22 protein-coding genes are annotated in these 20,615 nt (G+C 73.8%); 11 read left to right on the top strand and 11 right to left on the bottom strand.

Features of this window, described 5'->3' with window-relative positions:
* Window positions 1–66: 66 nt before the first annotated feature.
* Both AB0C76_RS12350 and AB0C76_RS12345 read right to left on the bottom strand, forming a co-directional pair.
* Entirely contained in the window at window positions 67–654 is a 588-nt protein-coding gene (locus AB0C76_RS12350) for a hypothetical protein (RefSeq protein WP_359963603.1), read from the bottom strand.
* On the bottom strand, window positions 651–1,901 hold the full coding sequence (locus tag AB0C76_RS12345; RefSeq protein WP_359963601.1) for an aminotransferase class I/II-fold pyridoxal phosphate-dependent enzyme: 1,251 nt from the start codon (window positions 1,899–1,901) through the stop codon (window positions 651–653). The genes AB0C76_RS12350 and AB0C76_RS12345 overlap by 4 nt, the downstream gene beginning before the upstream one ends.
* Window positions 1,902–2,539: 638 nt before the next feature.
* Here AB0C76_RS12345 and AB0C76_RS12340 point away from each other — a divergent pair.
* The 3 genes from AB0C76_RS12340 to AB0C76_RS12330 all read left to right on the top strand — a co-directional run bounded on the left by AB0C76_RS12340 (window position 2,540) and on the right by AB0C76_RS12330 (window position 4,128).
* Complete coding sequence (locus AB0C76_RS12340) at window positions 2,540–3,112, top strand: TetR/AcrR family transcriptional regulator (protein ID WP_359963598.1); 573 nt, start codon at window positions 2,540–2,542, stop codon at window positions 3,110–3,112.
* A 211-nt stretch (window positions 3,113–3,323) separates the two neighbouring features.
* Window positions 3,324–3,656 carry a multidrug efflux SMR transporter gene (locus tag AB0C76_RS12335; RefSeq protein WP_329929503.1) on the top strand — a complete coding sequence of 111 codons (333 nt, stop codon included), beginning with the start codon at window positions 3,324–3,326 and terminating at the stop codon, window positions 3,654–3,656.
* A 28-nt stretch (window positions 3,657–3,684) separates the two neighbouring features.
* Window positions 3,685–4,128, top strand: coding sequence for a DUF5360 family protein (locus AB0C76_RS12330; protein ID WP_359963595.1), 444 nt, complete (start codon window positions 3,685–3,687; stop codon window positions 4,126–4,128).
* 181 nt (window positions 4,129–4,309) lie between these two features.
* On the opposite strand, the gene AB0C76_RS12325 is transcribed toward AB0C76_RS12330, so the two are convergent.
* Entirely contained in the window at window positions 4,310–5,122 is an 813-nt protein-coding gene (locus AB0C76_RS12325) for a class I SAM-dependent methyltransferase (protein ID WP_359963591.1), read from the bottom strand.
* A 209-nt stretch (window positions 5,123–5,331) separates the two neighbouring features.
* Between AB0C76_RS12325 and AB0C76_RS12320 the strand changes: the two genes are divergently transcribed.
* Together AB0C76_RS12320 and AB0C76_RS12315 are read left to right on the top strand one after the other, a co-directional pair.
* Window positions 5,332–5,841 carry a DinB family protein gene (locus AB0C76_RS12320; RefSeq protein WP_359963588.1) on the top strand — a complete coding sequence of 170 codons (510 nt, stop codon included), beginning with the start codon at window positions 5,332–5,334 and terminating at the stop codon, window positions 5,839–5,841.
* 133 nt (window positions 5,842–5,974) lie between these two features.
* Complete coding sequence (locus tag AB0C76_RS12315; protein ID WP_359963585.1) at window positions 5,975–7,117, top strand: NADH:flavin oxidoreductase; 1,143 nt, start codon at window positions 5,975–5,977, stop codon at window positions 7,115–7,117.
* 62 nt (window positions 7,118–7,179) lie between these two features.
* Here the strand turns inward: AB0C76_RS12315 and AB0C76_RS12310 are convergent, their stop codons facing one another.
* Both AB0C76_RS12310 and AB0C76_RS12305 read right to left on the bottom strand, forming a co-directional pair.
* Window positions 7,180–7,638, bottom strand: a complete 459-nt coding sequence (locus tag AB0C76_RS12310) for a hypothetical protein (RefSeq protein WP_359963582.1) — start codon at window positions 7,636–7,638, stop codon at window positions 7,180–7,182.
* Between the two features lie 208 nt (window positions 7,639–7,846).
* Window positions 7,847–9,487: a CehA/McbA family metallohydrolase gene (locus AB0C76_RS12305; protein WP_359963579.1), complete on the bottom strand. Its 1,641-nt coding sequence runs from the start codon at window positions 9,485–9,487 to the stop codon at window positions 7,847–7,849.
* 494 nt (window positions 9,488–9,981) lie between these two features.
* Between AB0C76_RS12305 and AB0C76_RS12300 the strand changes: the two genes are divergently transcribed.
* The gene (locus AB0C76_RS12300; protein WP_359963576.1) at window positions 9,982–10,644 is read left to right on the top strand and encodes a polysaccharide deacetylase family protein; all 663 of its coding nucleotides are present in this window, start codon (window positions 9,982–9,984) and stop codon (window positions 10,642–10,644) included.
* Window positions 10,645–10,658: 14 nt separating this feature from the next.
* Here AB0C76_RS12300 and AB0C76_RS12295 read toward each other — a convergent pair whose 3' ends face one another.
* The 3 genes from AB0C76_RS12295 to AB0C76_RS12285 form a co-directional block, all read right to left on the bottom strand.
* Window positions 10,659–11,042 carry a barstar family protein gene (locus AB0C76_RS12295; protein ID WP_359963573.1) on the bottom strand — a complete coding sequence of 128 codons (384 nt, stop codon included), beginning with the start codon at window positions 11,040–11,042 and terminating at the stop codon, window positions 10,659–10,661.
* A gap of 347 nt (window positions 11,043–11,389) precedes the next feature.
* Window positions 11,390–12,043, bottom strand: a complete 654-nt coding sequence (locus tag AB0C76_RS12290) for a 4'-phosphopantetheinyl transferase superfamily protein (protein ID WP_359963570.1) — start codon at window positions 12,041–12,043, stop codon at window positions 11,390–11,392.
* Between the two features lie 129 nt (window positions 12,044–12,172).
* The gene (locus AB0C76_RS12285; protein WP_359963568.1) at window positions 12,173–12,361 is read right to left on the bottom strand and encodes a hypothetical protein; all 189 of its coding nucleotides are present in this window, start codon (window positions 12,359–12,361) and stop codon (window positions 12,173–12,175) included.
* 250 nt (window positions 12,362–12,611) lie between these two features.
* On the opposite strand from AB0C76_RS12285, the gene AB0C76_RS12280 reads away from it, so the two are divergent.
* Window positions 12,612–13,541: a phosphatidylinositol-specific phospholipase C gene (locus AB0C76_RS12280; RefSeq protein WP_359963566.1), complete on the top strand. Its 930-nt coding sequence runs from the start codon at window positions 12,612–12,614 to the stop codon at window positions 13,539–13,541.
* Between the two features lie 60 nt (window positions 13,542–13,601).
* Here the strand turns inward: AB0C76_RS12280 and AB0C76_RS12275 are convergent, their stop codons facing one another.
* Window positions 13,602–15,227: an alpha/beta hydrolase gene (locus AB0C76_RS12275; protein WP_359963564.1), complete on the bottom strand. Its 1,626-nt coding sequence runs from the start codon at window positions 15,225–15,227 to the stop codon at window positions 13,602–13,604.
* Between the two features lie 296 nt (window positions 15,228–15,523).
* Here AB0C76_RS12275 and AB0C76_RS12270 point away from each other — a divergent pair, with 296 nt between their 5' ends.
* The 4 genes from AB0C76_RS12270 to AB0C76_RS12255 all read left to right on the top strand — a co-directional run bounded on the left by AB0C76_RS12270 (window position 15,524) and on the right by AB0C76_RS12255 (window position 18,247).
* On the top strand, window positions 15,524–16,486 hold the full coding sequence (locus AB0C76_RS12270; RefSeq protein WP_359963562.1) for a DUF6528 family protein: 963 nt from the start codon (window positions 15,524–15,526) through the stop codon (window positions 16,484–16,486).
* Between the two features lie 265 nt (window positions 16,487–16,751).
* Window positions 16,752–17,063: a hypothetical protein gene (locus AB0C76_RS12265; RefSeq protein ID WP_359963559.1), complete on the top strand. Its 312-nt coding sequence runs from the start codon at window positions 16,752–16,754 to the stop codon at window positions 17,061–17,063.
* Entirely contained in the window at window positions 17,060–17,608 is a 549-nt protein-coding gene (locus AB0C76_RS12260) for a thioesterase family protein (RefSeq protein ID WP_359963556.1), read from the top strand. The genes AB0C76_RS12265 and AB0C76_RS12260 overlap by 4 nt, the downstream gene beginning before the upstream one ends.
* Window positions 17,609–17,851: 243 nt before the next feature.
* On the top strand, window positions 17,852–18,247 hold the full coding sequence (locus tag AB0C76_RS12255) for a DUF2267 domain-containing protein (protein ID WP_359963553.1): 396 nt from the start codon (window positions 17,852–17,854) through the stop codon (window positions 18,245–18,247).
* On the opposite strand, the gene manA is transcribed toward AB0C76_RS12255, so the two are convergent.
* Together manA and AB0C76_RS12245 are read right to left on the bottom strand one after the other, a co-directional pair.
* Entirely contained in the window at window positions 18,211–19,452 is a 1,242-nt protein-coding gene (manA, locus tag AB0C76_RS12250; protein ID WP_359963550.1) for a mannose-6-phosphate isomerase, class I, read from the bottom strand. The genes AB0C76_RS12255 and manA overlap by 37 nt on opposite strands.
* Window positions 19,453–19,482: 30 nt before the next feature.
* Window positions 19,483–20,433: an ROK family protein gene (locus tag AB0C76_RS12245; protein ID WP_359963547.1), complete on the bottom strand. Its 951-nt coding sequence runs from the start codon at window positions 20,431–20,433 to the stop codon at window positions 19,483–19,485.
* Window positions 20,434–20,615: the final 182 nt, after the last annotated feature.

Here is a 20,615-nt window from a genome sequence, read left to right as displayed (position 1 = left end):
GGGGTCGGGACGGGTGCGGGCAACTGGGTCGGGTGGTGCTCGGATCGGTTCCTCTACGGGGCAGGGCTAGTCGCGGTGGGCCGTTGTCGCGGGGGTGCTGCGGTGGGCGAACCGTGCGGTGGAGCCGGGGCGTTGCACCGGGCGGGACAGGTCGGCGACGAGCAGCAGCCCGCCGGTCCCGGCGAGGGCGCCGAGCACGGCCGCCGTCGCCGCCGGGGCCGAGGCCGCGGCGACGGCCCCGGCGGCCAGTGCCGCGAGGGCACCCGCCGCGACCGCCGCGCGGGGCGCGGTCACGGCGGCGGTGAGGACCGCGGCCGAGGCGGCCAGGGCGGCGCACCACGGGCTGTCGGAGGTCGCGGCGGCCGGCAGCGCGCCGCCGACCAGCAGCAGTCCGGCGGCCGGCGCCCAGGCGGGCCGGCGCCGGTCCGCCCGCCGGTGGAGCGCGGCGGCCAGCAGGGCGAGCGCGGCCCCCACCGCCGCGGCGAGACACCACGGCAGGTCGGGCGCGTGCCCGTCGTTGTGGGCCAGGCCGGCGCCGAGGACGGCGCCGGCCGAGGCCCCGGCCAGGGCCGCGACGGCCGCCCGGAGCGCGGGCGGCGCCGGACGGCCCGCGGTGGCGGGGAGGCTGCCGGGTCGCGTGGCGGCGGTGTTCACGGCCGGGCCGCGGCGCCGGAGTCGGCGAGTTCGGCGAGCGCCTCGACCGCGTACCCGTCGTCGGCGTCCGGTTCGTCGTCGGCGAGGAAGTGTTCGGCGCGCGCGCCGAGCGCGTCCAGCACGCGGTCGAGGTGGTCGGTGGTGTGGGTGGCCATGAAGCTGAGCCGCAGCCGCGGGGACGCGGCGGGCGGCAGGACGGGGTTGGTGTAGACGCCGGCGTCGATGAGCTCCCGCCACAGCAGGAGGGTCTCGACGGTGCCGCGGGTGCGCAGCGGGATGACCGGGGTGGCGCTCTCGCCGGCGCTGATGCCCCGCTGGGCGAGGCCGGCCCGCATGTACTCGGCGTTCTGCTGGGCGCGTTCGGCCCGCCACGGCTCCTCGCGCAGGATGCGCAGGGCGGCCAGGGCGGAGGCGGCGCTGGCCGGGGTGGCCGAGGCGCTGAAGATCAGGCTGCGGGCGTGGTGCTTGAGGTAGTGGATGACGTCGTCGTCGCCGACGACCGCGCCGCCGAGGGAGGCGAGCGACTTGCTGAAGGTGACGGTGACGAGGTCGACCCGGTCGGTGAGCCCGAAGTAGGAGCAGGTGCCGCGGCCCTTGTCGAGCACGCCGAGGCCGTGGGCGTCGTCGACGATCAGGCGCGCGCCGCGCCGCTCGCACACCTCGACGATCTCCGGCAGGGCGCAGAGGTCGCCCTCCATCGAGTACACGCCGTCGACGACGACGAGCTTGCCGGCGCTGTCGGGGACGGAGGCGAGGGCGCGGTCGAGCGCGGCGGGGTCGTTGTGCCGGAAGCGTCTCAGCTTGGCGTCGCTGAGCCTGCCGCCGTCGACGACGGAGGCGTGCGCGTCGCGGTCGGCGAAGACCACGTCGCCGCGGCCCGCGAGTGCGCTGATGGTGCCGAGGTTGGCCTGGTAGCCGGTGGAGATGACGGCGGCCGCGGGCTTGCCGTAGAAGTCGGCGAGCTCGGCCTCCAACTGGTCGTGCAGGGCCAGGTTGCCGTTGAGGAACCGGGAACCGGTGCAGGAGGTGCCGAACTGCTCCACCGCCTGGGCGGCGGCCCGCTTGACGCGCGGGTCGGCGGTGAGGCCGAGGTAGTTGTTCGACCCGCACATGACCAGCTCGCGGTCACCGAGAGTGACCGTTGTGCCCTCGTTGCCGGTCAAGGGCAGGAAATACGGGTAGATGCCGGCCGCCATGGCATCGCGGGCGGCCGTGTAACCGGAGACTTTCGAGAATATGTCCACCATATTTCCCTCGAATTCAATGGGCGGTGCCCCGGCGGGCCCGGGCGCCGTGATTCACCGGCGCGCCGAACACGAAATGTCATGGACACCCGACCGCGGACGGGCAGGTGAAAGTGCCACGGGTGCGGGAGAGCGGCCCGGGCTGGGGACGGCGCGCCGTTGCGCTGTGCCCGGGCTCGGTGCACCCGGTCGTGCCGATGCTCGGCAGACGATCGACGGAGGATGGGTGAGAGGCGGGTCGGCAGAGTCAACGCCCAGGTTGGGAAGACTGCTTGGCTGCTCGCCAGTCAGTGCGGGAAGGGTCGTCCGCAGTCGTGCCGACCCTTGCCGGACCCGCGTGGGCGCAGCCGGAACCGCATGGCTCGCAATGATCCCCCGTGGATGTCGAAGAGCGTTCCCCCCGGCCCGGGTGAATTCCCGGGCCGCCTTTTCGATCATCGTGCGCAGCAAACATGAGGCCGCGGACAGTGGAGCTTCCGCCGTTTCTCCGCCGTCGGCCGAGGAAACGAAAGCATGCGCGATGGAGGCTGTCAACAACCATTCGGCGGTGGCGTGTTGGGGATTCTGTCTGATACTCGCCGGTCTGCTAGGCTGCGTCCGACCGTCTGGACGGTTTGTAACACGGAGAGAGGGAACCACCGGTGCGTGATCAACTGCTCGACGCCGTCGAGCGGCTTCTGATGCGCGGGGGTGTCGACGCGGTGCGCCTGGATGCCGTCGCCGTCGAGGCCGGCGTGAGCAAGGGCGGGCTGCTGCACCACTTCCCCAGCAAACGGGCGCTCGTGCAGGGCGTCGTCGAGCGCCTCGCGGACCGGTTCGAGGCCGTACTGCCCGGCCCGGACGCGCCGGCCGGCGCGTTCGCGCTCGCCTGGCTGGACGCCAGCATCCCGGCGGAGTCGCCCGCCGGGGACACCAGCGGCGCCGACCAGGTGCCGGTCGCCCTGCTCGCCGCCGCCGGCGGGCCCGAGGTGCTGGACGTGCTGCGGGAGCGCTACGACCGTTGGCAGCGGCGGCTCGTGGACAACGGACTGGATCCGGCCGTCGCGACGCTCGTCCGCTTCGCGGTCGACGGTTGGTGGACGTCCCGGCTGCTCGGCCTCGCCACCCCGCACGACGACCTGCACCGACGGCTGCGCGCACTGATCGTCGAACTCACGCAACGGGGAAGCGGGTTCACGCAGCAGGCGGACCCGGGCAACCGGGATTCCACGTAGTGCACGCGCCGGGTTCACACCGCACGACCCGAGTCCACCCCATCGCGAGTTCGTCGACTCAACCGTGGGGCGGGCGAGTTCACACCGCATGACCTGAGCACGACCCGAGTTCACACCGCACGGAGCCGGGCGATCGAGGGGGTCGCCCGGCCGGTCGACCCGGACGGGACCATCCCGTCCGGCCGAGTCACCACGACGGGGGACGGACGGCATGACGGCATACCTTCTGGTCGGAGCGGCGATCTGCGCCGAGGTCACGGCCACCCTGGCGCTGCGCGCCTCGCACGGTCTCACCCGGCTGATGCCCAGCGTGGTCGTCGCGATCGGCTACGTCGCGGCGTTCGTGCTGCTCGCGCAGGCGCTCAAGTCGCTGAACGTGGGCCCGGTGTACGCGGTCTGGTCCGGCCTGGGCACGGTCGGCGCGCTCGTCGGCGGGGTGGTCGCGTTCGGCGAGCCGGTCAAGCCCGCGTCGGTGGCCGGGGCGGTGCTGGTCGTGGCCGGCGTCGCGGTGATGTACCTCGGCGGGGGAATGAGTCACGAATGACGGTACGACCCGCGACGGAGGAGGCCCCATGCGTGCCACGCCCGCCCCGAGCCCGGTGCTGCGCTTCACGAAGGCGTCGATGCTCGTCACGGACGTCGGCTTCCTGGTCTACTGGGCGGCCACATTGCTGGCCCTCGTCCCGGCCGAGTACGCGTACAAGGACTACGACAACCCGGTCCTGAGCGACTGGAACTACTCGTTCGTGCTGCTGGACGTGCTCGCGAGCGCCACCGGCCTGACCGCACTGCGGCTCGGCCGCTGCGGCGCGGCGGGCGGGGCCCGGCCGCTCATGCTGGTGTCGCTCGCGCTCACCAGCACGGCCGGGCTGCAGGCGGTCGCGTTCTGGGCGTTGCGCGGGGACTTCTCGGTGACCTGGTGGCTGCCGAACCTGTTCCTGCTGCTCTTCCCGGTGCCCGGCATCGTGCACCTCGCGCGGCGGATGGCGGTCGAGGCGGGCCGGACGCCGGCCTGAACCTGCTTGCCCGGTGGGCCCGTTGGAGGTGATGACGGTGCTCTCCGCGGCACCGTCAACCGTGGTTCAGGTCGTCGAGGGCGCGACGGACGGGGGGCTCCTTGCCGTGCGGGACCAGGTGGTGGTGGTACGCGCGACCCGGCCGGCGCGACCCGGGTGGCCGGGCCGCGCCGGCCGGTGCTCAGGAACGGTCGGCGGTCACGACGTGGTAGTCGAGCAGGCCGTCCCGCCAGGCGCCGACGAAGTTGCGCGACCAGTGCCCGGCCGGGACGGCGTCCGCCAGGTAGCGGTCGAATCCCGGCCACACGTCCGCGCCGATCGACTCCGCGGTGACACCGGTGAACCCGGCCGCCGCGAGGTCCGCCGTGAAGCCGTCGAGCGGGTGGGCCACGTCCAGCCCGTCGGCGAAGCTGCTCAGCAGGAGGCTCAGCCGCTCGGCGGCCTCCGGGCCGGCGGCGGCGAAGAACGTCGTCACCACCAGCCGCCCGCCCGGTCGCAGCACCCGGGCCGCCTCGTGGGCGAAGCCCGTCAGCTCGCGGAAGTGCTGGGCCGCCTCGACGGAGTAGAGTCCGTCCAACGCGCCTGCAGGGAAAGGAAGTTCCTCGGCAGCGCCGAGGGTGTAGGCGAGCCGGTCCGGGTACGTGGCGAGCGCCTTGGCGTTCACCGTTCGGGCGCGCTCGATCTGGTCCGGGTGGATGTCGACGCCCGTCACGGCCGCGAATCTGAACTCGCGCAGCGCGAGCGCCGCGCCCAGTCCGCGCCCGCAGCCGACCTCCGCCAGCCGCAGCTGGTCGCGGGGTTCGGGGAAGGCGCGCAGCACCCTCCGGTACAGCTGCTCCTGGCTGTGCACCCGTTCCTCCGGCGTCGGCGCGGCGAGGTCGATCCCGTGCCAGTCGCCGAAGTTGATGAAGCCGCCCGCGAAGACGGCGGCCCGGCTCAGGTCGTCCGTGCCGTACGTCCGGTGGACGGTGGGAGGGATCCGGCTCTGGTTCATGGGGTCCTGCCTTCGGGGTGTCGTCGGTCCGCAGGGTCGTTGCGCGCGCCGCTTGCCCGGCGCGCCGCGGTACGTACCCAAACCGGTGCGGATGTGAACACAGTGGAGTCGAACGATCACGCAGAGGTGTCGGGGAAATGCGGTGCCCGTGGGGGCCGCCGTCGGTTACAGTCCGCCCTGATCTCGCGGACCGAGGAGAGAGCGACGACATGGACACCGGCAACCGCCCCAAGCCCCCGCTGGTCGGCGGCGAACGCGAGACGCTGCGCGCGTTCCTCGACTTCCACCGCGCGACGCTCGCCATGAAGTGCGAGGGCCTGACCGACGAACAGCTGCGCCTCCAGTCCAGCCCGCCGTCCACCCTCAGCCTGCTCGGGCTGGTGCGGCACATGGCCGAGGTCGAGCGCACGTGGTTCCGGCGGGTCATCGGCGGCGAGGACGTCCCCTTCGTCTGGTCGCCGGAGGGCGACTACCAGGCCGCGTACGACGCCACCGGCGCCACCCGCGAGGAGGCCTTCACCGCCTGGCGGACCGAGGTCGAGCACGCGCGCCGGATCGAGCGCGAGGCGCAGTCCCTGGACGTGACGGGCTACCAGCCGCGCTGGGGGGAGACGGTCTCGCTGCGCCTCGTGATGCTGCACCTCGTCCACGAGTACGCCCGGCACAACGGGCACGCCGACTTCCTGCGCGAGGGCATCGACGGCACCGTGGGGGCGTAGGGGGCGGTTCGCCGGAGTGTCGGGGATCACAGCGGCCTTCGCGTGCGCGGCGAAATGCGCCGGCCGTCGGGACGGTTGGCACGGGCAACCGTTCACGATTCCGTGCACACCCCCGGTACCCACGAGGAACCCCATGACCGTCACCGAGCCCGCCGCGTCCGCCGACCCCGCCGCCCGCGCCGCCGGGATCCTGTCCCGGCCCGTCACGATCAACGGGCTGACCGTGCCCAACCGCATCGTGATGGCGCCCATGACGCGCAGGTTCTCCCCGGGCGGCGTGCCCGGCGAGGACGTGCGGTCGTACTACGCCCGGCGCGCCGCCGCGGGCGTCGGCCTGATCGTCACCGAGGGCACGTACGTCGGCCACGAGTCGGCCGGCCAGGCCGACGACGTCCCGCGCTTCCACGGCGAGGAGCAGCTGGCCGGGTGGGCCCGGGTCGCCGAGGACGTCCACGCGGCGGGCGGCACGATCGTGCCGCAGCTCTGGCACATCGGCATGGTCCGCAAGCAGGGCGACCCGCCGGTCGCCGGCGCCCCCGCCGTCGGCCCCTCCGGCATCCGCCTGGACGGCACCGAGGGCACCGGCCGGGCGATGACCCGCGCCGACCTCGACGACGTGATCGGTGCCTTCGCCGAGGCCGCCGCGGCCGCCGAGCGCATCGGCTTCGACGGCGTCGAGCTGCACGGTGCCCACGGCTACCTGATCGACCAGTTCCTGTGGGCCGGGACGAACCGCCGCACCGACGCCTACGGCGGCGACCCGGTCGCCCGGACGAAGTTCGCCGCCGAGATCGTCGCGGCGGTCCGCGAGGCCGTCTCGGCGGAGTTCCCGGTGATCTTCCGCTACTCGCAGTGGAAGTCGGAGAACTACGACGCCCGTCTCGCCGGGACGCCGGAGGAGCTGGAGGCGATCCTCGCCCCGCTCGCCGAGGCCGGCGTGGACGCCTTCCACGCCTCGACCCGCCGCTACTGGGTCCCCGAGTTCGAGGGCTCCGACCTCAACCTGGCCGGCTGGAGCCGCAAGCTCACCGGCCGCCCGGCCGTCACCGTCGGCTCGGTCGGCCTCGACGGCGACTTCGTCCGCGCCTTCATGGGCGAGGGAGCCCCCGTCCAGGGCATCGACGACCTGCTCGACCGCCTGGAGCGCGACGAGTTCGACCTGGTCGCCGTGGGCCGCGCCCTCCTCCAGGACCCGGAGTGGGCCGCCAAGGTCCTCGCCGGCCGCTTCGACGACCTCCGCTCCTACGACGCCGCCGCGGTCCGCACGCTCAGCTGACCTTCCCGGCAGTGCACGAGGCCCCGACCGCCCGCGCGGTCGGGGCCTCGTGCGCGTGGAGCTCACCAGCCGAGGAGGTGGGCGCCCTCGCGCAGTGCGGTCAGGATCGTCTCGGCGGCGGCCTCGGGGGTGCCGGGGGCGTCGGCTTCGAGGGCCACGTAGTGCAGGGCGGCGCCGGTCGTGCGGCTCTCGCGGCGGAAGGTGTCGAGGGCAGGCGGTGCGGCCGGGCACTCCACGACGACCTGGTAACCGCCGGTCGCGTACGCGAACGCCGCCTGTGCGGCGGCCGCCAGCGCCGTCGCGCCCTGGCGCTCGGCCCCCGGCACGCCGGGGGCGAGCCGGCCCCGGCGGATGACGCGCAGGAAGTCGTCCGTCCGCAGGTGGACGCTCGGGTGCAGCTCCTCGGCGAGCAGCGCGGCCACCCGGCTCTGTCCGGCGCCCGACGGGTCGACGAGGACGACGACACCGCCGGCGCCCCGGCCGCCCCCGAGCTCCGGCCCACCTACGGTCGTACGGTTCACAGCTGCTGATCCCTTCGCGGGCCGGGGACGGTCGGGTAGCCGGGGCGAGGCGGTCGGAGTGCGAGCGGGCCGGTCGGCCCGGATGCGGACAGCCGACCGCCTCGTCCCTACGACTGATGCTTTCGGGGATCAACCTAGTCCACCCGGGTGCCCCGAGTCGTCCCCCGTCCGGTCCTGGACCGCTCTCGGCCGTCGCCGGTGCGCATGCCTACCGGTCCTCGGCGCGCAGCACGATCGGGTTGGTCAGGGCCGCCATCGGGCCCCACGGCAGGTCCTCGCCCATCGTGTTGCCCCGGCCCGGCGAGCCGTCCGCCCGCGGGTGGCGCACCTCGGCCCGGACGTACGCGGCGAGCGAGGCCGTCGTCCGCCACACGACCGTGCCCGCGCCGCCCGCGGGCAGCGACTCCTGGTGCATCTGGCCCTCGTCGGTCAGGAACCGCACCGTCCCGCCCGGCACTCCGGACACGGCGAGCCGCACGTCCAGCGGCGCGTCCGCCGGGACGGCCAGCTCCTCGCCGATGCCGGCCCGGCGGCCGTCCCCGGTGACGGTGAAGTCCAGGTGCACGGCGGCCGATTCGGCCAGCCAGCTGCGCCCGGCGCGCAGCCCGTCGAGGACCGCGTCCCGGGTGAGGTCCTCGGCCAGCACCACGTTGTGCGGCAGGCCGATCACCTGCGGGGCGCTGTGCGCGTCGCTGTTGCCCATCGCCGGCAGCCACGACCGGCCGTCCCGCAGGGCGACCGCGAGCCGCGCGTCCCACGTGTCCACGGCCGACTCGTCGTCGTACGTCCAGGGCCCGTTCCACACCTCGACCGCGTCCGCCTGCTCGTAGCCGAACTTCCACTGGCACGCGACGTACGGGCAGTACGGGTGCGCGGGTACCACCAGGCCGCCGGAGCGGTGCACCTGGCGGACGAAGCGCGGGAGGACATCGTCGCGCGAGCGGTAGCGCCAGTCGACGAACTCGCCCGCGGGGAGGCCGAGCGCCAGCCAGTGGCCGTTGCGGGTGGTGATCTCCTCGCCCGGGACGATCAGCAGGTCGGGGCCGGCCAGCGGGCCCCACACGGCGTGCGAGGAGCTGGTGTTGTGGTCGGTGGAGACGATGAAGTCCAGGCCGGCGGCGCGGGCTCCCGCCGCCACCTCCTCCGGCAGCCGCCGGCCGTCCGAGTGCACGGTGTGCAGATGGCAGTCGCCCCGGTACCAGGCGCGGCCGCGGCCCCGGGCCCGCTCGGCCGGGTACGACGGCGTGAACTCCGGGCCCGGTTCGCCGAACCGGAGGGTGACGTCGACCCGGTAGTCGAGGCCCTGCGGTGCCACCTGGTACGGGCCGAGCACCACGTGCCAGGTGCCCGCGCCGACCGGGCCCGGCAGGTAGCCCGGGGTCGCGGAGTCGCGCGCGATGCGGAACTCCGTGCGGAAGCCGCCGGACCAGCCGCGGAAGCCCGGGCCGCCGAGGTCCGTGCCGCGCTCGTCGAAGACGCCGATGTCGCAGGAGTTGCCCGGGGTGCCGGCCGGCACCGGGGGTTTGTCGTAGGCGTAGGACACGGCGATCTCGCGGACGCCGTCCGGCACTTCGACGGGGAGGTGGACGAAGTCGGGGGAGCCGGTGGGGAGGTGGCCGGTGAGGGTGAGGGTCCGGTCGGTGCTCCGGGGCGCTGCTGCTGCGGCGGGGGTGGCGACCGCGGCCGCGGTGGTCGAGCCGAGGGCGGTGGCGAGGCCGGTGGCGAGGCCGCTGCGGAGGACGTTGCGGCGGGCGGGGTGGCGGTCGGTCTCGGGGAGCTCGGGGTGCTGGGGCTGTTCGGGGTGCTGGGGCTGCTCGGGGCGCTGGGGCTGCTCGGGGGTGGCGGGCATCGGGGTCTCCGGTGTCGGGCGGGGTGCGGCTTCGCCCACGCCCCTACCCGCGGCGGTGAACCCCGGGTGAGCCGGGCCCCACGGCGGCGGGGCGGGCCGGTGAAAGCGGGCTCGGCCGCGGTCGGCGGGCCGTGTCGCTACGGCGGCGGCGGGTTGCGGCGGGCGAGGATCGACCGGTTCATAGAAGCAGACGGTCGGGCAGTCGGATCATCGTGGAGGTCGGTGTGTCACTCAGTCGGCGGGCCCTGCTGGCGGCGGTGGCCGGGAGCGCGCTGACGGGGTGCGGGACGGCGAAGGGGGGCGTGGGGGCGGCGTCCGCTTCGGTGGGGGTGGGCTCGGTGGGCGTGGCTTCGGTGGGGGTGGCTTCGCCCTCGGTTCCGGGTTCGCCGTCTGCATCTGCGTCTGCGTCCGTCGCCGTCTCACCGACGGCCACCGCCTCCGCCGCGCCGCACGAGCTCACCAGGGCGGAGGCCGTCGCCCGGTACGGCGGCGCGGTGCCGACCGAGTGGGGGCTGGACGTCGCCGGGGTGACGGGCGAGCTGCCCGCCGGGCAGCAGGCGACCGCGCTCACGTTCGACGCCTGCGGCGGCTCCGGCGGCAGCGGGTACGACGCCGACCTGATCGACTTCCTGCGTGCGCACGCGGTGCCCGCCACGCTCTTCCTCAACGCCCGCTGGATCGACGCCAACCCCGCCGAGTTCGAGCGCCTGGCCGCCGACCCGCTCTTCGAGATCGGCAACCACGGCACCGTCCACCGCCCGCTCTCCGTCACCGGCCGTTCCGCCTACGGCATCGCCGGCACCCGGGACGTCGGCGAGGTGTACGACGAGGTCGCCGGCAACGCCCACAAGCTCACCGACCTGCTCGGTCACCCGCCCCGCTTCTTCCGGTCCGGCACCGCCCACTACGACGACGTCGCCACCCGGGTGGTCGCCGACCTCGGGGAGCGCGTCGCGGGCTTCACCGTCAACGGCGACGGCGGGGCCACCCTCACCGCCGCCGAGGTCCGGCAGGAGGTGGCGGCGGCCCCGCCGGGGTCGATCGTCATCGCCCACATGAACCAACCGGGCGGCGGCACCGCCCGCGGTTTCGCGGCGGCGCTGCCCGGGCTGCTGGCGGCGGGGCGGCGGTTCGTGCGGCTGTCGGACGTGTTCTGAAGGGTGCCCCGGCCTCAGGTGAGGCGCAGGCCGCCGGGGAGCTCCTCCTCGATGATCCGCACCAGCCAGTCGAACACCGTCGGGCCGCGGCCGGCCCGGGCCTCGGCGAGGTCGGCGGCCACGCGTTCCCGGTTGGTGGGGTGGCAGCGGGTGAGGCGATGCTCCAGCTGGCGGACCGTCTCGGGGTAGCCGAGGTTGCGCCGCGACACCTCGTGGTGCTGCCACTCGATCGCGTAGTCGCCGTCGTCGGGGGTGCCGAAGCCGCCGCGCAGGCAGTCGGCGAAGGCGTCGAGGTTCCGCCCGAAGTAGCCGCCGCAGCCGATGGATTCGCCCACGACCTTCCAGAAGTCGTCGAGGTTGCCGACCAGGGAGCCATCGATCACATAAGTCACGGTCACACGGCGAGGATAGTGCGGGGCCGCTGCGGGTTCCGCTGCGCGGGGCTTGGGGTGTGGTTGTGGGCTTTCGGGTGGGTGGGGTTCGCCGGGGGTGGCTGCGGGGGTGGCCGCTCCGGGGGCTGGGTGATTTTCAGACTGCCGACTCTGTGGGTGGGGTGTTCTCGCCGTTGGCAGTCTGAAAATCACCCGTCACGCCCCTCTCCGCGGCCACCCCCTCCGCCACCCCCTCCCGCAGCGCACCCTCTCGCTGGGGGGAGGGGAAGGGGGGAGGGTGCGGGGGAGGGGGTGGTTGAGGTGGCTGGGAGGGTGCGGGGGAGGGCGTGGGGGTTTTGGGGTGGGGCGTCCGGTCAGGGGGTGACGGCTATGGCGGTGGCGAGGAGGCCGTCGCGGACCATCCAGCGGCCCTCGAAGCCGTCGATCCGGCGGGTGCCGACGGTCGGGCCGGGGACGAGGAGGCGGGCTGTGAAGGTGCCGTCGGGGGAGAGGACGAGGTCGGCCTCGCTGGTGTCCAGGAACTTGCCGGTCAGCGGGAACCACGCCTTGTAGACGGACTCCTTGGCGCTGAACAGGATGCGGTCCCACGGGATGTCGGGGCGCAGGAGCAGCAGCGAGGCGATCCGCTTCCGCTCGTCGGGGAGGGCGATGATCTCCAGCACGTCGTCCGGGAGCGGCAGCGCGGGTTCGGCGTCGATGCCGACGGAGGCGAGGTCGTCGGCGTGGGCGACGACGGCGGCGCGGAACCCGTCGCAGTGGGTGAGGCTGCCGACGACGCCGTCCGGCCAGCTCGGCGCGCCCAGGTGGCCGGGGACGATGGGCCGGTAGGCGACGCCGAGGCGGGCGAGCGCGGCGCGGGCGCAGTGGCGGGCGGTGGTGAACTCGCGGCGGCGCTTGTCGACGGCCTTGGCGACGACGGCGGCCTCGGCGGGTTCGAGTCGGGCCTCCGGCGGGTCGTCGTACGCGACTTCGGCCGCCACGACGTCCGGCAGCAGGTCCCCGATCAATGCGCCCTCCCCTGGGTCGACCGCGCGGGCCTCGCCGCACGGTGTCGAGCCTAACGCGCCGGGGGCTGCGGGAACCGGGACTTGGCGATCTCGGCGGCGGTCACTCGAAGGCGGCCGCCGCCGCTCGGACTACTGCCCCAGGAGCCGGGCGAAGTCCAGCCCGAGGCTGCCGAGCACCGGCAGTGCGCCGAGGTCGGTGACGCCGCCCACGGGGATGCTGTAGCCCTGGTTCACTTCGCGGGCCTGGGGCGCGGCGGTCGCAGCGGCGGGGACGGCGAGGGCGCCGAGGAGCAAGGCGCTGAGCAGGGCGGTGCGCATGGCGGGCCTCCGGAGGCTGGCGTGATGGCCTGACAACACCGGCGGGGGCGGCGCGGTCACGCGGCTTCGCCCCTTCGGCCGTATTCGTCATGATTCCCGACTTGTGTTCATGGCCGTACGGAGGCGGTTCGGTGAGGACCGTGCGCGCATGAACCACCGTGCCCCCTAGGCGCGTTGGAGCATAGTGAGAGCACCACTTCCTGCGGGCACCCGGTGGGCGCCCCCGAGTCCGGGAGTACGGATGAGCCTCATGCCCCGTCGCACAGCCCTGAAGGCCGGTGCCGTCGCGCTCGCCGCCGGCGCGGTGACCACCCCCGCGGTCGCGGCGGACCGCGTGCCGCGCGCCGCGGAGGTCGACGACCGGGAGTGGATGGGCCGCCTCGACGACGGCGTCCCGCTGACCGGCCTGACCGTCCCGGGCACCCACGACTCCTGTTGCACCGACCCCCTGCACGGCACGGAGTGGTCGCACACCCAGAACTGGGGCATCCCCGACCAACTCCAGCGCGGCATCCGGTTCCTGGACATCCGCTGCAACGGACTCGAGGGCACCGCCAGCGAGTTGGGGATCTACCACAGCGACAACTACCAGTACATCCGGCTCCAGGACGTGCTCAACCAGTGCACCTCGTTCCTGAGCGCGCATTCGGGAGAGGTCGTGGTGATGCGGATCAAGAACGAGTACGCGGGCGGCAACAGGCTCGACGGGGCCGAGTTCCGGCGCCGGATCGACTACTACCTGGACGACTTCGGCTTCCGGCGCTGGTTCTGGACGGACGGCCGCTGGCCCGCCCTGGGCGAGGCACGCGGGAGGATCGTGCTGGCGGCCGACTTCGACAATCCGTGGCCCGTCATCCAGTGGTCCAGCGGCACCAACGACTGGTTCGACACCCAGGACCGCTGGGACGGCATCGAGAACTCCCAGAAGGCGCGACTCGTCACGGCCCAGTTCGACAAGGCCTTCCTCGATCCGGGCGCGGCACGGATGTTCGCGAACTTCACGAGCTTCTCCGGCGGCCTCAACTTCCCGCGCCACAACGCCCGGTTCATCATGCCGGAGGTGTTCGCCTACCTCGACGCACGGAAGACCCAACGGGCCCGGTTCGGCATCGTCCCGATGGACTTCCCCGACCAGTACCCGGCGATCCTCCGGCTGCTGATCGACAAGAACTTCGTCTGAGGAACCGGGGCCGGTCCGTGCGCCGCCACCCGGTGCCGGGTGACGGCGCACGGACGGGAGTCACCGCAGGACGCCGTGCACGGCTTCCGGGTCGGTGGGCGACAGCGGCGCCGCCGGGGCCGCGGTCTTGGCGGTGAAGGCGGGCGGCGGCGTCACCAGGACGGGGGTCGGATCGGCCTCCGGGGCGCAGGTCTTGGCGATGCGGCCCTTGCCGTCGGGGAGGCTGCCGTCGCGCAGGTAGGCGGTGAAGGTGTCGTCCAGGCACGCGTTGCCGTGGAACAGTATCTCGTGGAAGCTGCCGCCGTCCTGCACGACCAGCTTGCTGCCCGGAAGCGCGTCGTGCATCGCGAGGCCGCCCTCGTACGGGGTGGCGGCGTCCTCGGTGGCCTGGAAGAGGAGGACGGGGGGCAGGCCCTTGCCGGTGATCCTCAGCCGGCCGGCCTGGTTGCCCTGGTAGGGCCAGAACATGCAGGCGGCGTTGTACCACATGTTGTTATACGTGTAGAAGGGCGCTTCGGCGTCGACCTTGGCCTGGTCCTTCTTCCAGGTCTCCCAGTCGCGCGGCCACGCGTTCTCCGTGCACTGGGCGGCGTTGTAGGCGGGGAAGGTGCCGTCGTCGGAGCCGGGCGCGGCGTACTTGTTGTAGGCGATGTTCAGCGGCCGGGGGTCGTGCTGGACGAGGTAGGAGGACAGGACGGTCGCCATCCGCGGCCAGCGCAGGAAGTTGTAGCCGCCGCCGTAGAAGGTGTCCTCGAACTCGGCCGGGCCGATCTTGCCGGGTGCCGGTGCGGCGTCGACCGGGTCCTTCCGCAGGGCGTCCTCGACCTGGGCGTACGCCCTCTCGACGGCGGCCCGGTCGGTGCCGAGGTGGTAGACGGAGTCGGCCTTGGCGGCCCAGTCGGCGAAGGCGTCGAAGCGGCGCTGGTGCTCCTTGTCCTGCAGGATGTTGTGGTCGTACCAGCTGATGGTCGGTCCGACGATGCTGTCGAGCACCATCCGGCGGACGTGCTTCGGGAAGAGCTGGCCGTACGTCGAGCCCAGTGACGTGCCCCACGAGCCGCCGTAGAAGTTGATCTTCTGGACGCCCAGGGCGCGGCGGATGCTGTCCATGTCGCGCGCGTTGTCGACCGTCGTCATGTGCGGCAGCAGCCAGGACCAGTCGGCCGCGCAGTCGGCGGCGTATCCGGCGGCCTTCTTCAGCCACGCCTTCGTCGTGCCCTGGCTCACCTGGTAGTCGGGCCGCTCGCCGTCGAAGTAGTGGGCGTCGCAGACGACATGGGGGTCGCTGGCGTTGGTGCCGCGCGGGTCGAAGCCGATCCAGTCGTAGGTGGAGGCGACGTCCTGCGGGATCTGCCCGGAGATGTAGGCGGGCATCCAGAGGCCGGAGTCGCCGGGGCCGCCGGGGTTGAGCAGGATCGGACCCTGCTGCTTGTCCTTGGGGGCCGTGGCGGGCAGCCGGTTCAGCTTGATCTTGATCTTCCGGCCGTGCGGGTCGGCGTAGTTCACGGGCACGTCGAGCATCGCGCACTGGAGCGCCGGCGTGGTGGTGTCGTTGCAGGAGCTCCAGACGAGGCTGCCCTGGCCGGTGTCCTCCGGGGAGGCGGTGTCGGGCTCGGCGGCGGAGGCGGCTCCGCCCAGGGCGGCGACGGCTGCGGCGGCCGAGAGGAGGGCGATGACTTTTCTCATGGGGAGCATGATGTGATACGTGAAATGGTACTGCCAGGGGCCTGGCCGGACTTTACCAAGGCTTGACCGGCGTGGAGCCGGGCAGGACGCGGGCGCCGGACCTCCCGGGACGCCGGGGCAGAACCTGCCGGCACGGTGATCGATCCGGCCTGCCGTTCCTGGCGCCGTGGCGGTGTTCCGCCCTGGGGTCGGGGAGGAGCATCCGGGCGGGTCGGCGAGGATGCGGGAGGGTGTTCGCACGCCCGTTCGGCGGCGCGCGCGGTGCGGCGGGCGCGCGGGCCCGGCACGGTGGTGCTGTGCCGAGGACGACGCTCGTGGGCCTGTGCGCCCTGCTGCTCTGCGCACCCGCCGCCGGGGCGTACGCGGTCGAGCCCGGCTGGGCGGTGGCCGTCGTCGACCAGGCGTCGCGGCGCGTGCTCGTCCTGCAGAGCGCCGAGGAGCTGATGGCCTACCAGGGCCCCGATCGGCTGCCCGTCGTCTGGAGCTGGAGCGCCGATCGGGCACCAGACCTCGCCGACCTCACGCCCGCCACGACGTGGACCTCTCCGGACGAGGTCAAGAGCCGAATACGCGGCGGCCGGCGCTTCCTGCTCGTCACCGCCTCCGGCGGCCTCGCCGCCGTCATCGACACCACCACCGGCGCGACCCGCTGGGCGACCGACGCCGGGGCGGCCGCCAACCCGCACAGCATCGAGCTGCTCCCCGACGGCAACGTCGCCGTCGCCGCGAGCGACGGCGGCTGGGTGCGCGTCTACACCGCCTCGCAGGGGCCGCGGGCCACCGCGCACGCCGAGTACCCGCTCCCCGGGGCGCACGGCGTCCAGTGGGACCGGCGCACCGGCCTGCTCTGGGCGCTCGGCGACGACGAACTGGACGCCCTCCGCGTCGGCGGCACCCCGGCCGCGCCCACGTTGACCGCCGTCCGCGCCGTCCCGCTGCCCGGCCGCGGCGGGCACGACCTCGCGCCGGTCCTCGCCGCGCCGGGACGGTTCTGGGTGAGCACGCTGGGCGCGCTCTGGCAGTTCGACACCGCCGCCGGCCGCTTCACCCCCGTCCGGCTGGCCTCCCGCGCGGCCGAGCGGGACCTCAAGAGCGTCGGCGACGAACCCGGCACCGGACGCCTCCTCACCGTCGCCCCCGAGCACACCGCGCCGTGCGACTGGTGCACCTCCGTCCTGACCTTCCACCGGCCCGGCGGCACCCGCGTCCTGCGCGGTACCCACCTCTACAAGGCGCGCTGGTGGGGCGGGGGTTGGTGACGGCGGCAACCGCACCAGGGGTGGCGGAGGGTGGCGAATACACGCCCCGCGCCGGGGCATTCGGCTGATGTGGCATATTTTGTGCCCCGCCAAACTACTCCAATGGAAGTGAGTTTCCCGGGAGCGTCCGCAAACCTGTCGCGGGCCGTGCGGGCTGGGATAGCGTCCGTTTCACCCGGGGGTGATCCGACCGTTCCCCCGGCGTAATCCGACGCATTCGACCAGGGCCGGACCCTGCCCTGCCGCGACTTATCCGGGAGAAAACATGCGCAATTGCGTTTCCGAACAGCAGCCCGCCGCGGTCGACGATCTGCGCCTCGCGGTCGACTCGCTGGCCGCCTTCCCGGCCCGCAGCGCGGCCGGCGGCTCCGACGTCACCGAGCGCCTGGCCGCCGTGGCCGAACTCTGCCACTCGGTCGACGCGGTACTCGACAGCCTGGTCGTGCAGGCCGCCGCCGAGGCCGCCGAGGAGGGCTGGACCGCGGCCCGCATGGCGAGCGAACAGTCCGCCTACTATGCCAGGTTGCAGCGGGCGCTGCTCCCCGCCGAGGCCGGCGCCGGGCTGACGCAGCAGTGAGCGCCCTGCACCCGGGCGCGCACGTGCTGGCCTGCCCCACCCGATGGAGCGACGTCGACGAGAACGGGCACATCAACAACGCCCGGCTGGTCGGCTACGTCCAGGAGGGGATTTACGACCTGTTCCGCCACCACGCGACCGCCGTGCGGGAATCGCTCTTCCCGTCCGGATTCATCATCGCGCGGCACGAGATCGATTACCTGGAACAGGTGCACCACCGGCCCGAGCCATTGTCCGTGAGGCTCTCCGTCGAACGGATCGGGCGCAGTTCCGCGCACGTCGAGGTGAATGTGTGCCGGGAACCGCTGATCTTTATGCGGGCCCGTACCGTGGTGGTCGCCAGGGACCGCGAATCCGGGCGATCGCGGAAACTCAGCCAGAGTGAACGGCGTTTTCTCTCCGGGTTTATGCCGGAGTCCCCGCGGGTCGACGCGGTCGCGCCGACGGCGCCGCCGTCCGGGTCCCCGCAGTGGGTTCCGGCCAGGGCCGGCGGGCCCGCCACGGCGCGCCGCACGCGTCGGCGGTGCCGCGCCTCCGCGGCCTGACGGCCGCGCGGACCGGGCCCGGTCCGGGTGTGATCGACAACGGCGTCGATCCGCCCGCCCGCCCTCCCGCAGTACGCTGAGCAGCACGGGCACCGGTCACGTTCGGCGTCGGCCATGTGCTGCGACGGTCACGTGCTGCGACGGTCCCCCGCACGCTGCAGGTCGCAGTCCGTTCCTGGCCTCCGCAGCAGTCGTGGGCGCCGCCGATCCCCGCCGGCACCCACCGGGCGGAAGGAGGACGCGATGACCATTTCCTCGGAGGACTTCCTCGACCGCGTCGTCGAACGCGGGGAGTACGGGGGCCGCGCGGAAGCCGACCACGCCACCCGCGTCGTGCTCGCCCTGCTCGGCGAGCACCTGGTCGGCGGCGAACGGGCCGAGCTCGCCGAGGCCCTGCCCGGCGCCTACGCCACCATCCTGCGCGACGCCGCACCGACCTGCGCACCGCTGACCGCCGAGCGCTTCGTCGAGGCCGTCGTCGGCTGGATCGACGGAGCCACGCCGGCGACCGCGAAGTGGGACATCGGGGCCGTCCTGAGCACCACCGCCGACCTCGCGCCCGGCGGCCTCGTCGACCGCGTGCTCGACCAGCTCCCCGACGGCTACGACCTGCTCTTCGGCCACCCGCTGCCCGCCTGAGCCGGCGCGCCGGTGGTGGCGCGGAACACCTCGGCGTCCGGGCCGGTCAGCCACACCGGCCCGGCGCCCGGGCGCAGGTAGGCGGCGGCTCCGCGGGGGAGGTCGAGGACGGCTCCGTCGAGGGACCGGAGGCGGGCTTCGGCTTCGGTGCAGAGGAGGATCTGGGGGGTGGGGAGGTCCGCGCGGGCGGGGGACTCGGTGGGGTGGAGTCTGGAGAGACTGAATTCTCCGCTGGGAGTCGGGAATTCTCCCTCGTCGGTGGGGTCGAGGACGTCTGCTTCGGACGGGTGGAAGGACGTCACGGCGAGGAGACCGTCGACGTCGACGTGCTTCGGAGTGAGGCCGCAGCGCAGCACGTTGTCCGAGTTCGCCATCAACTCCACGCCCATGCCTCGCAGATACGCGTGGGGGACTCCGGCTCCGAGGTGGAGCGCCTGGCCGGGGGCCAGTCGGACGTGGTTGAGGAGCAGGGCGGCGACGAGGCCGGGGTCGCCGGGGTACTCGTCAGCGGCGCGGGCGTAGGCGGCGCAGGCCTCGGCGTGTGGGCTCCCGGTTGCGGCGACTCGGCGCAAGTGTGCAGTGACGGTGGCGAGTTCGGAGTGGGTTGGGCGCGTTCCGGCGAGGACGTCGTAGAGCAGGTCGCGGAGGACCTCGGTGGCGGGACGGCGGCGGAGAGCGCCGGCCCAGGGGGTGAGCAGCGGGACGCCGAGGGTGTCCAGGAGGTCGGCGGTGGCGGCGGTCGGCCTGAAGCCGCACAGGGCCTCGAAGTCGGTGAGGGCACAGAGCAGTTCGGGCTTGTGCTCGCGATCCCTGTACGTCCGATCGGGTGCGTTGAGCGGGATGCCGCGCGCCTCCTCGTCGTCGTACCCGGCGGCCGCCTGCGCGCGGGTGGGGTGCACCTGGATGGACAGCGGCCGGTCGGCGGCGAGCACCTTGAGGAGGAACGGGAGCGCCGGGCCGAAGCGGCGGACGGTGGCGGGGCCGAGCAGGGTGTCCGGGTCCGTGGCGATCAGTTCGTCGAGTGGGCGCGGGGCGGTGGGGCCCTCCAGGAGGGAGGGGGCGGACGGATGTGCGCCCATCCACAGCTCGGCCTGCGGCTCGCCGGTCGGTGCCGTGCCGGTCAGCTCGGGGATCGCGGTGGGGGAGCCCCAGGCGTAGGTGCGGACGGGGTTGTGCAGCAGGGCGAAGGGAGGGAGAAGGTGCATGACGGGTCTCCCGGGGCTAAGGGCGCAAGGTCAGCGGCAGAGGGCGGCGGCGCCGATCAGGCCTGCATCGGTGCCGAGTTCGGCGTGGCGGACGTCGAGGCCCCGGACGTACGGCAGGGCGGCGTACTCGTCGAGGTGGCGGGCGAGCGGGGTGAACAGCAGCTCCCCGGCGGTGGCGACTCCGCCGCCGATCACCACCCGGTCGAGGTCCACGAGCGTGGCGGTGGCGGCGATGCCGGCCGCCAGAGCCCTGGCGGCACGGTCGAAGGAGGCCAGCGCGATCCGGTCGCCGGCGGTGGCGGCTTCGGCGACGGCGCGGGCCGAACGGTCCTCGCCGGCCGGCTGCCAGCCCTCGGCGAGTGCCCGGCGGGCGATCGCCGTTCCGCTGGCGATGCCCTCCAGACAGCCCCGCGAACCGCACGGGCAGGCCGCGCCGTCCAGGTCGACCGTGATGTGGCCGAGGTGGCCTGCGTTGCCGCTCGGGCCGGGGCGGACGGAGCCGTCCAGGACCAGGCCCGCGCCGACGCCCGTCGACACCACCAGGCACAACGCGTTCGCGGCACCCCTCGCGGCACCCCGCCAGTGCTCGGCGGCGGCCATCGCGACACCGTCCCCGGCCAGGTGCACCGGCATTTCGCGGGCCGCCAGGGCCGGGTGCGCGGCGACCTCGGCGACGAGCGGGAAGCCGCGCCAGCCGGGGATGTTGACCGGACTCACCGTGCCCTCGACGAGGTCCACCGGGCCGGCGCTGCCGATGCCGAGGGCGGTCACTGCCGCCCAGTCCGGTGTCCCGGCCAACTGGTCCAGCACCTTGTGGACGACAGCGAACACGGCCCCGGCCGGCTCCTGAGCGGGGGTCGGCAGCTGGACCCGGTGGTGGAGCCGCCCGAGGTCGTCGACCAGCGCCCCGGCGATCTTCGTGCCGCCGATGTCGATGGCGGCGAACAGGGGGGCGGGGGTGTTGGCGGGGGCGGCGGGCATCGGGGACGGCTCCTGGGGGTGGGGGGAGGCGGGGTGGTGGTTAGCGTACTGGGGGGCCGCTGCGCGGGGCTTGGGGTGCGGGGCTTGGGGTGTGGTTGTGGGCTTTCGGGTGGGTGGGGTTCGCCGGGGGTGGCTGCGGGGGTGGCCGCTCCGGGGGCTGGGTGATTTTCCGACTGCCGACT

It is taken from the genome of Kitasatospora sp. NPDC048722, assembly GCF_040650235.1.
Classification (GTDB): Bacteria; Actinomycetota; Actinomycetes; order Streptomycetales; family Streptomycetaceae; genus Kitasatospora.
This window is presented reverse-complemented; position numbering and strand designations above follow the sequence as displayed.

What these genes read in the sequence shown, in the direction of transcription:
- AB0C76_RS12345 (WP_359963601.1), bottom strand. Translation starts at nt 1,901, where the DNA reads ATGGTGGACATATTCTCGAAAGTCTCCGGTTACACGGCCGCCCGCGAT.
- AB0C76_RS12335 (WP_329929503.1), top strand. Translation starts at nt 3,324, where the DNA reads ATGACGGCATACCTTCTGGTCGGAGCGGCGATCTGCGCCGAGGTCACG.
- AB0C76_RS12330 (WP_359963595.1), top strand. Translation starts at nt 3,685, where the DNA reads ATGCGTGCCACGCCCGCCCCGAGCCCGGTGCTGCGCTTCACGAAGGCG.
- AB0C76_RS12325 (WP_359963591.1), bottom strand. Translation starts at nt 5,122, where the DNA reads ATGAACCAGAGCCGGATCCCTCCCACCGTCCACCGGACGTACGGCACG.
- AB0C76_RS12320 (WP_359963588.1), top strand. Translation starts at nt 5,332, where the DNA reads ATGGACACCGGCAACCGCCCCAAGCCCCCGCTGGTCGGCGGCGAACGC.
- AB0C76_RS12315 (WP_359963585.1), top strand. Translation starts at nt 5,975, where the DNA reads ATGACCGTCACCGAGCCCGCCGCGTCCGCCGACCCCGCCGCCCGCGCC.
- AB0C76_RS12305 (WP_359963579.1), bottom strand. Translation starts at nt 9,487, where the DNA reads ATGCCCGCCACCCCCGAGCAGCCCCAGCGCCCCGAGCAGCCCCAGCAC.
- AB0C76_RS12285 (WP_359963568.1), bottom strand. Translation starts at nt 12,361, where the DNA reads ATGCGCACCGCCCTGCTCAGCGCCTTGCTCCTCGGCGCCCTCGCCGTC.
- AB0C76_RS12280 (WP_359963566.1), top strand. Translation starts at nt 12,612, where the DNA reads ATGCCCCGTCGCACAGCCCTGAAGGCCGGTGCCGTCGCGCTCGCCGCC.
- AB0C76_RS12275 (WP_359963564.1), bottom strand. Translation starts at nt 15,227, where the DNA reads ATGAGAAAAGTCATCGCCCTCCTCTCGGCCGCCGCAGCCGTCGCCGCC.
- AB0C76_RS12265 (WP_359963559.1), top strand. Translation starts at nt 16,752, where the DNA reads ATGCGCAATTGCGTTTCCGAACAGCAGCCCGCCGCGGTCGACGATCTG.
- AB0C76_RS12255 (WP_359963553.1), top strand. Translation starts at nt 17,852, where the DNA reads ATGACCATTTCCTCGGAGGACTTCCTCGACCGCGTCGTCGAACGCGGG.
- manA (WP_359963550.1), bottom strand. Translation starts at nt 19,452, where the DNA reads ATGCACCTTCTCCCTCCCTTCGCCCTGCTGCACAACCCCGTCCGCACC.
- AB0C76_RS12245 (WP_359963547.1), bottom strand. Translation starts at nt 20,433, where the DNA reads ATGCCCGCCGCCCCCGCCAACACCCCCGCCCCCCTGTTCGCCGCCATC.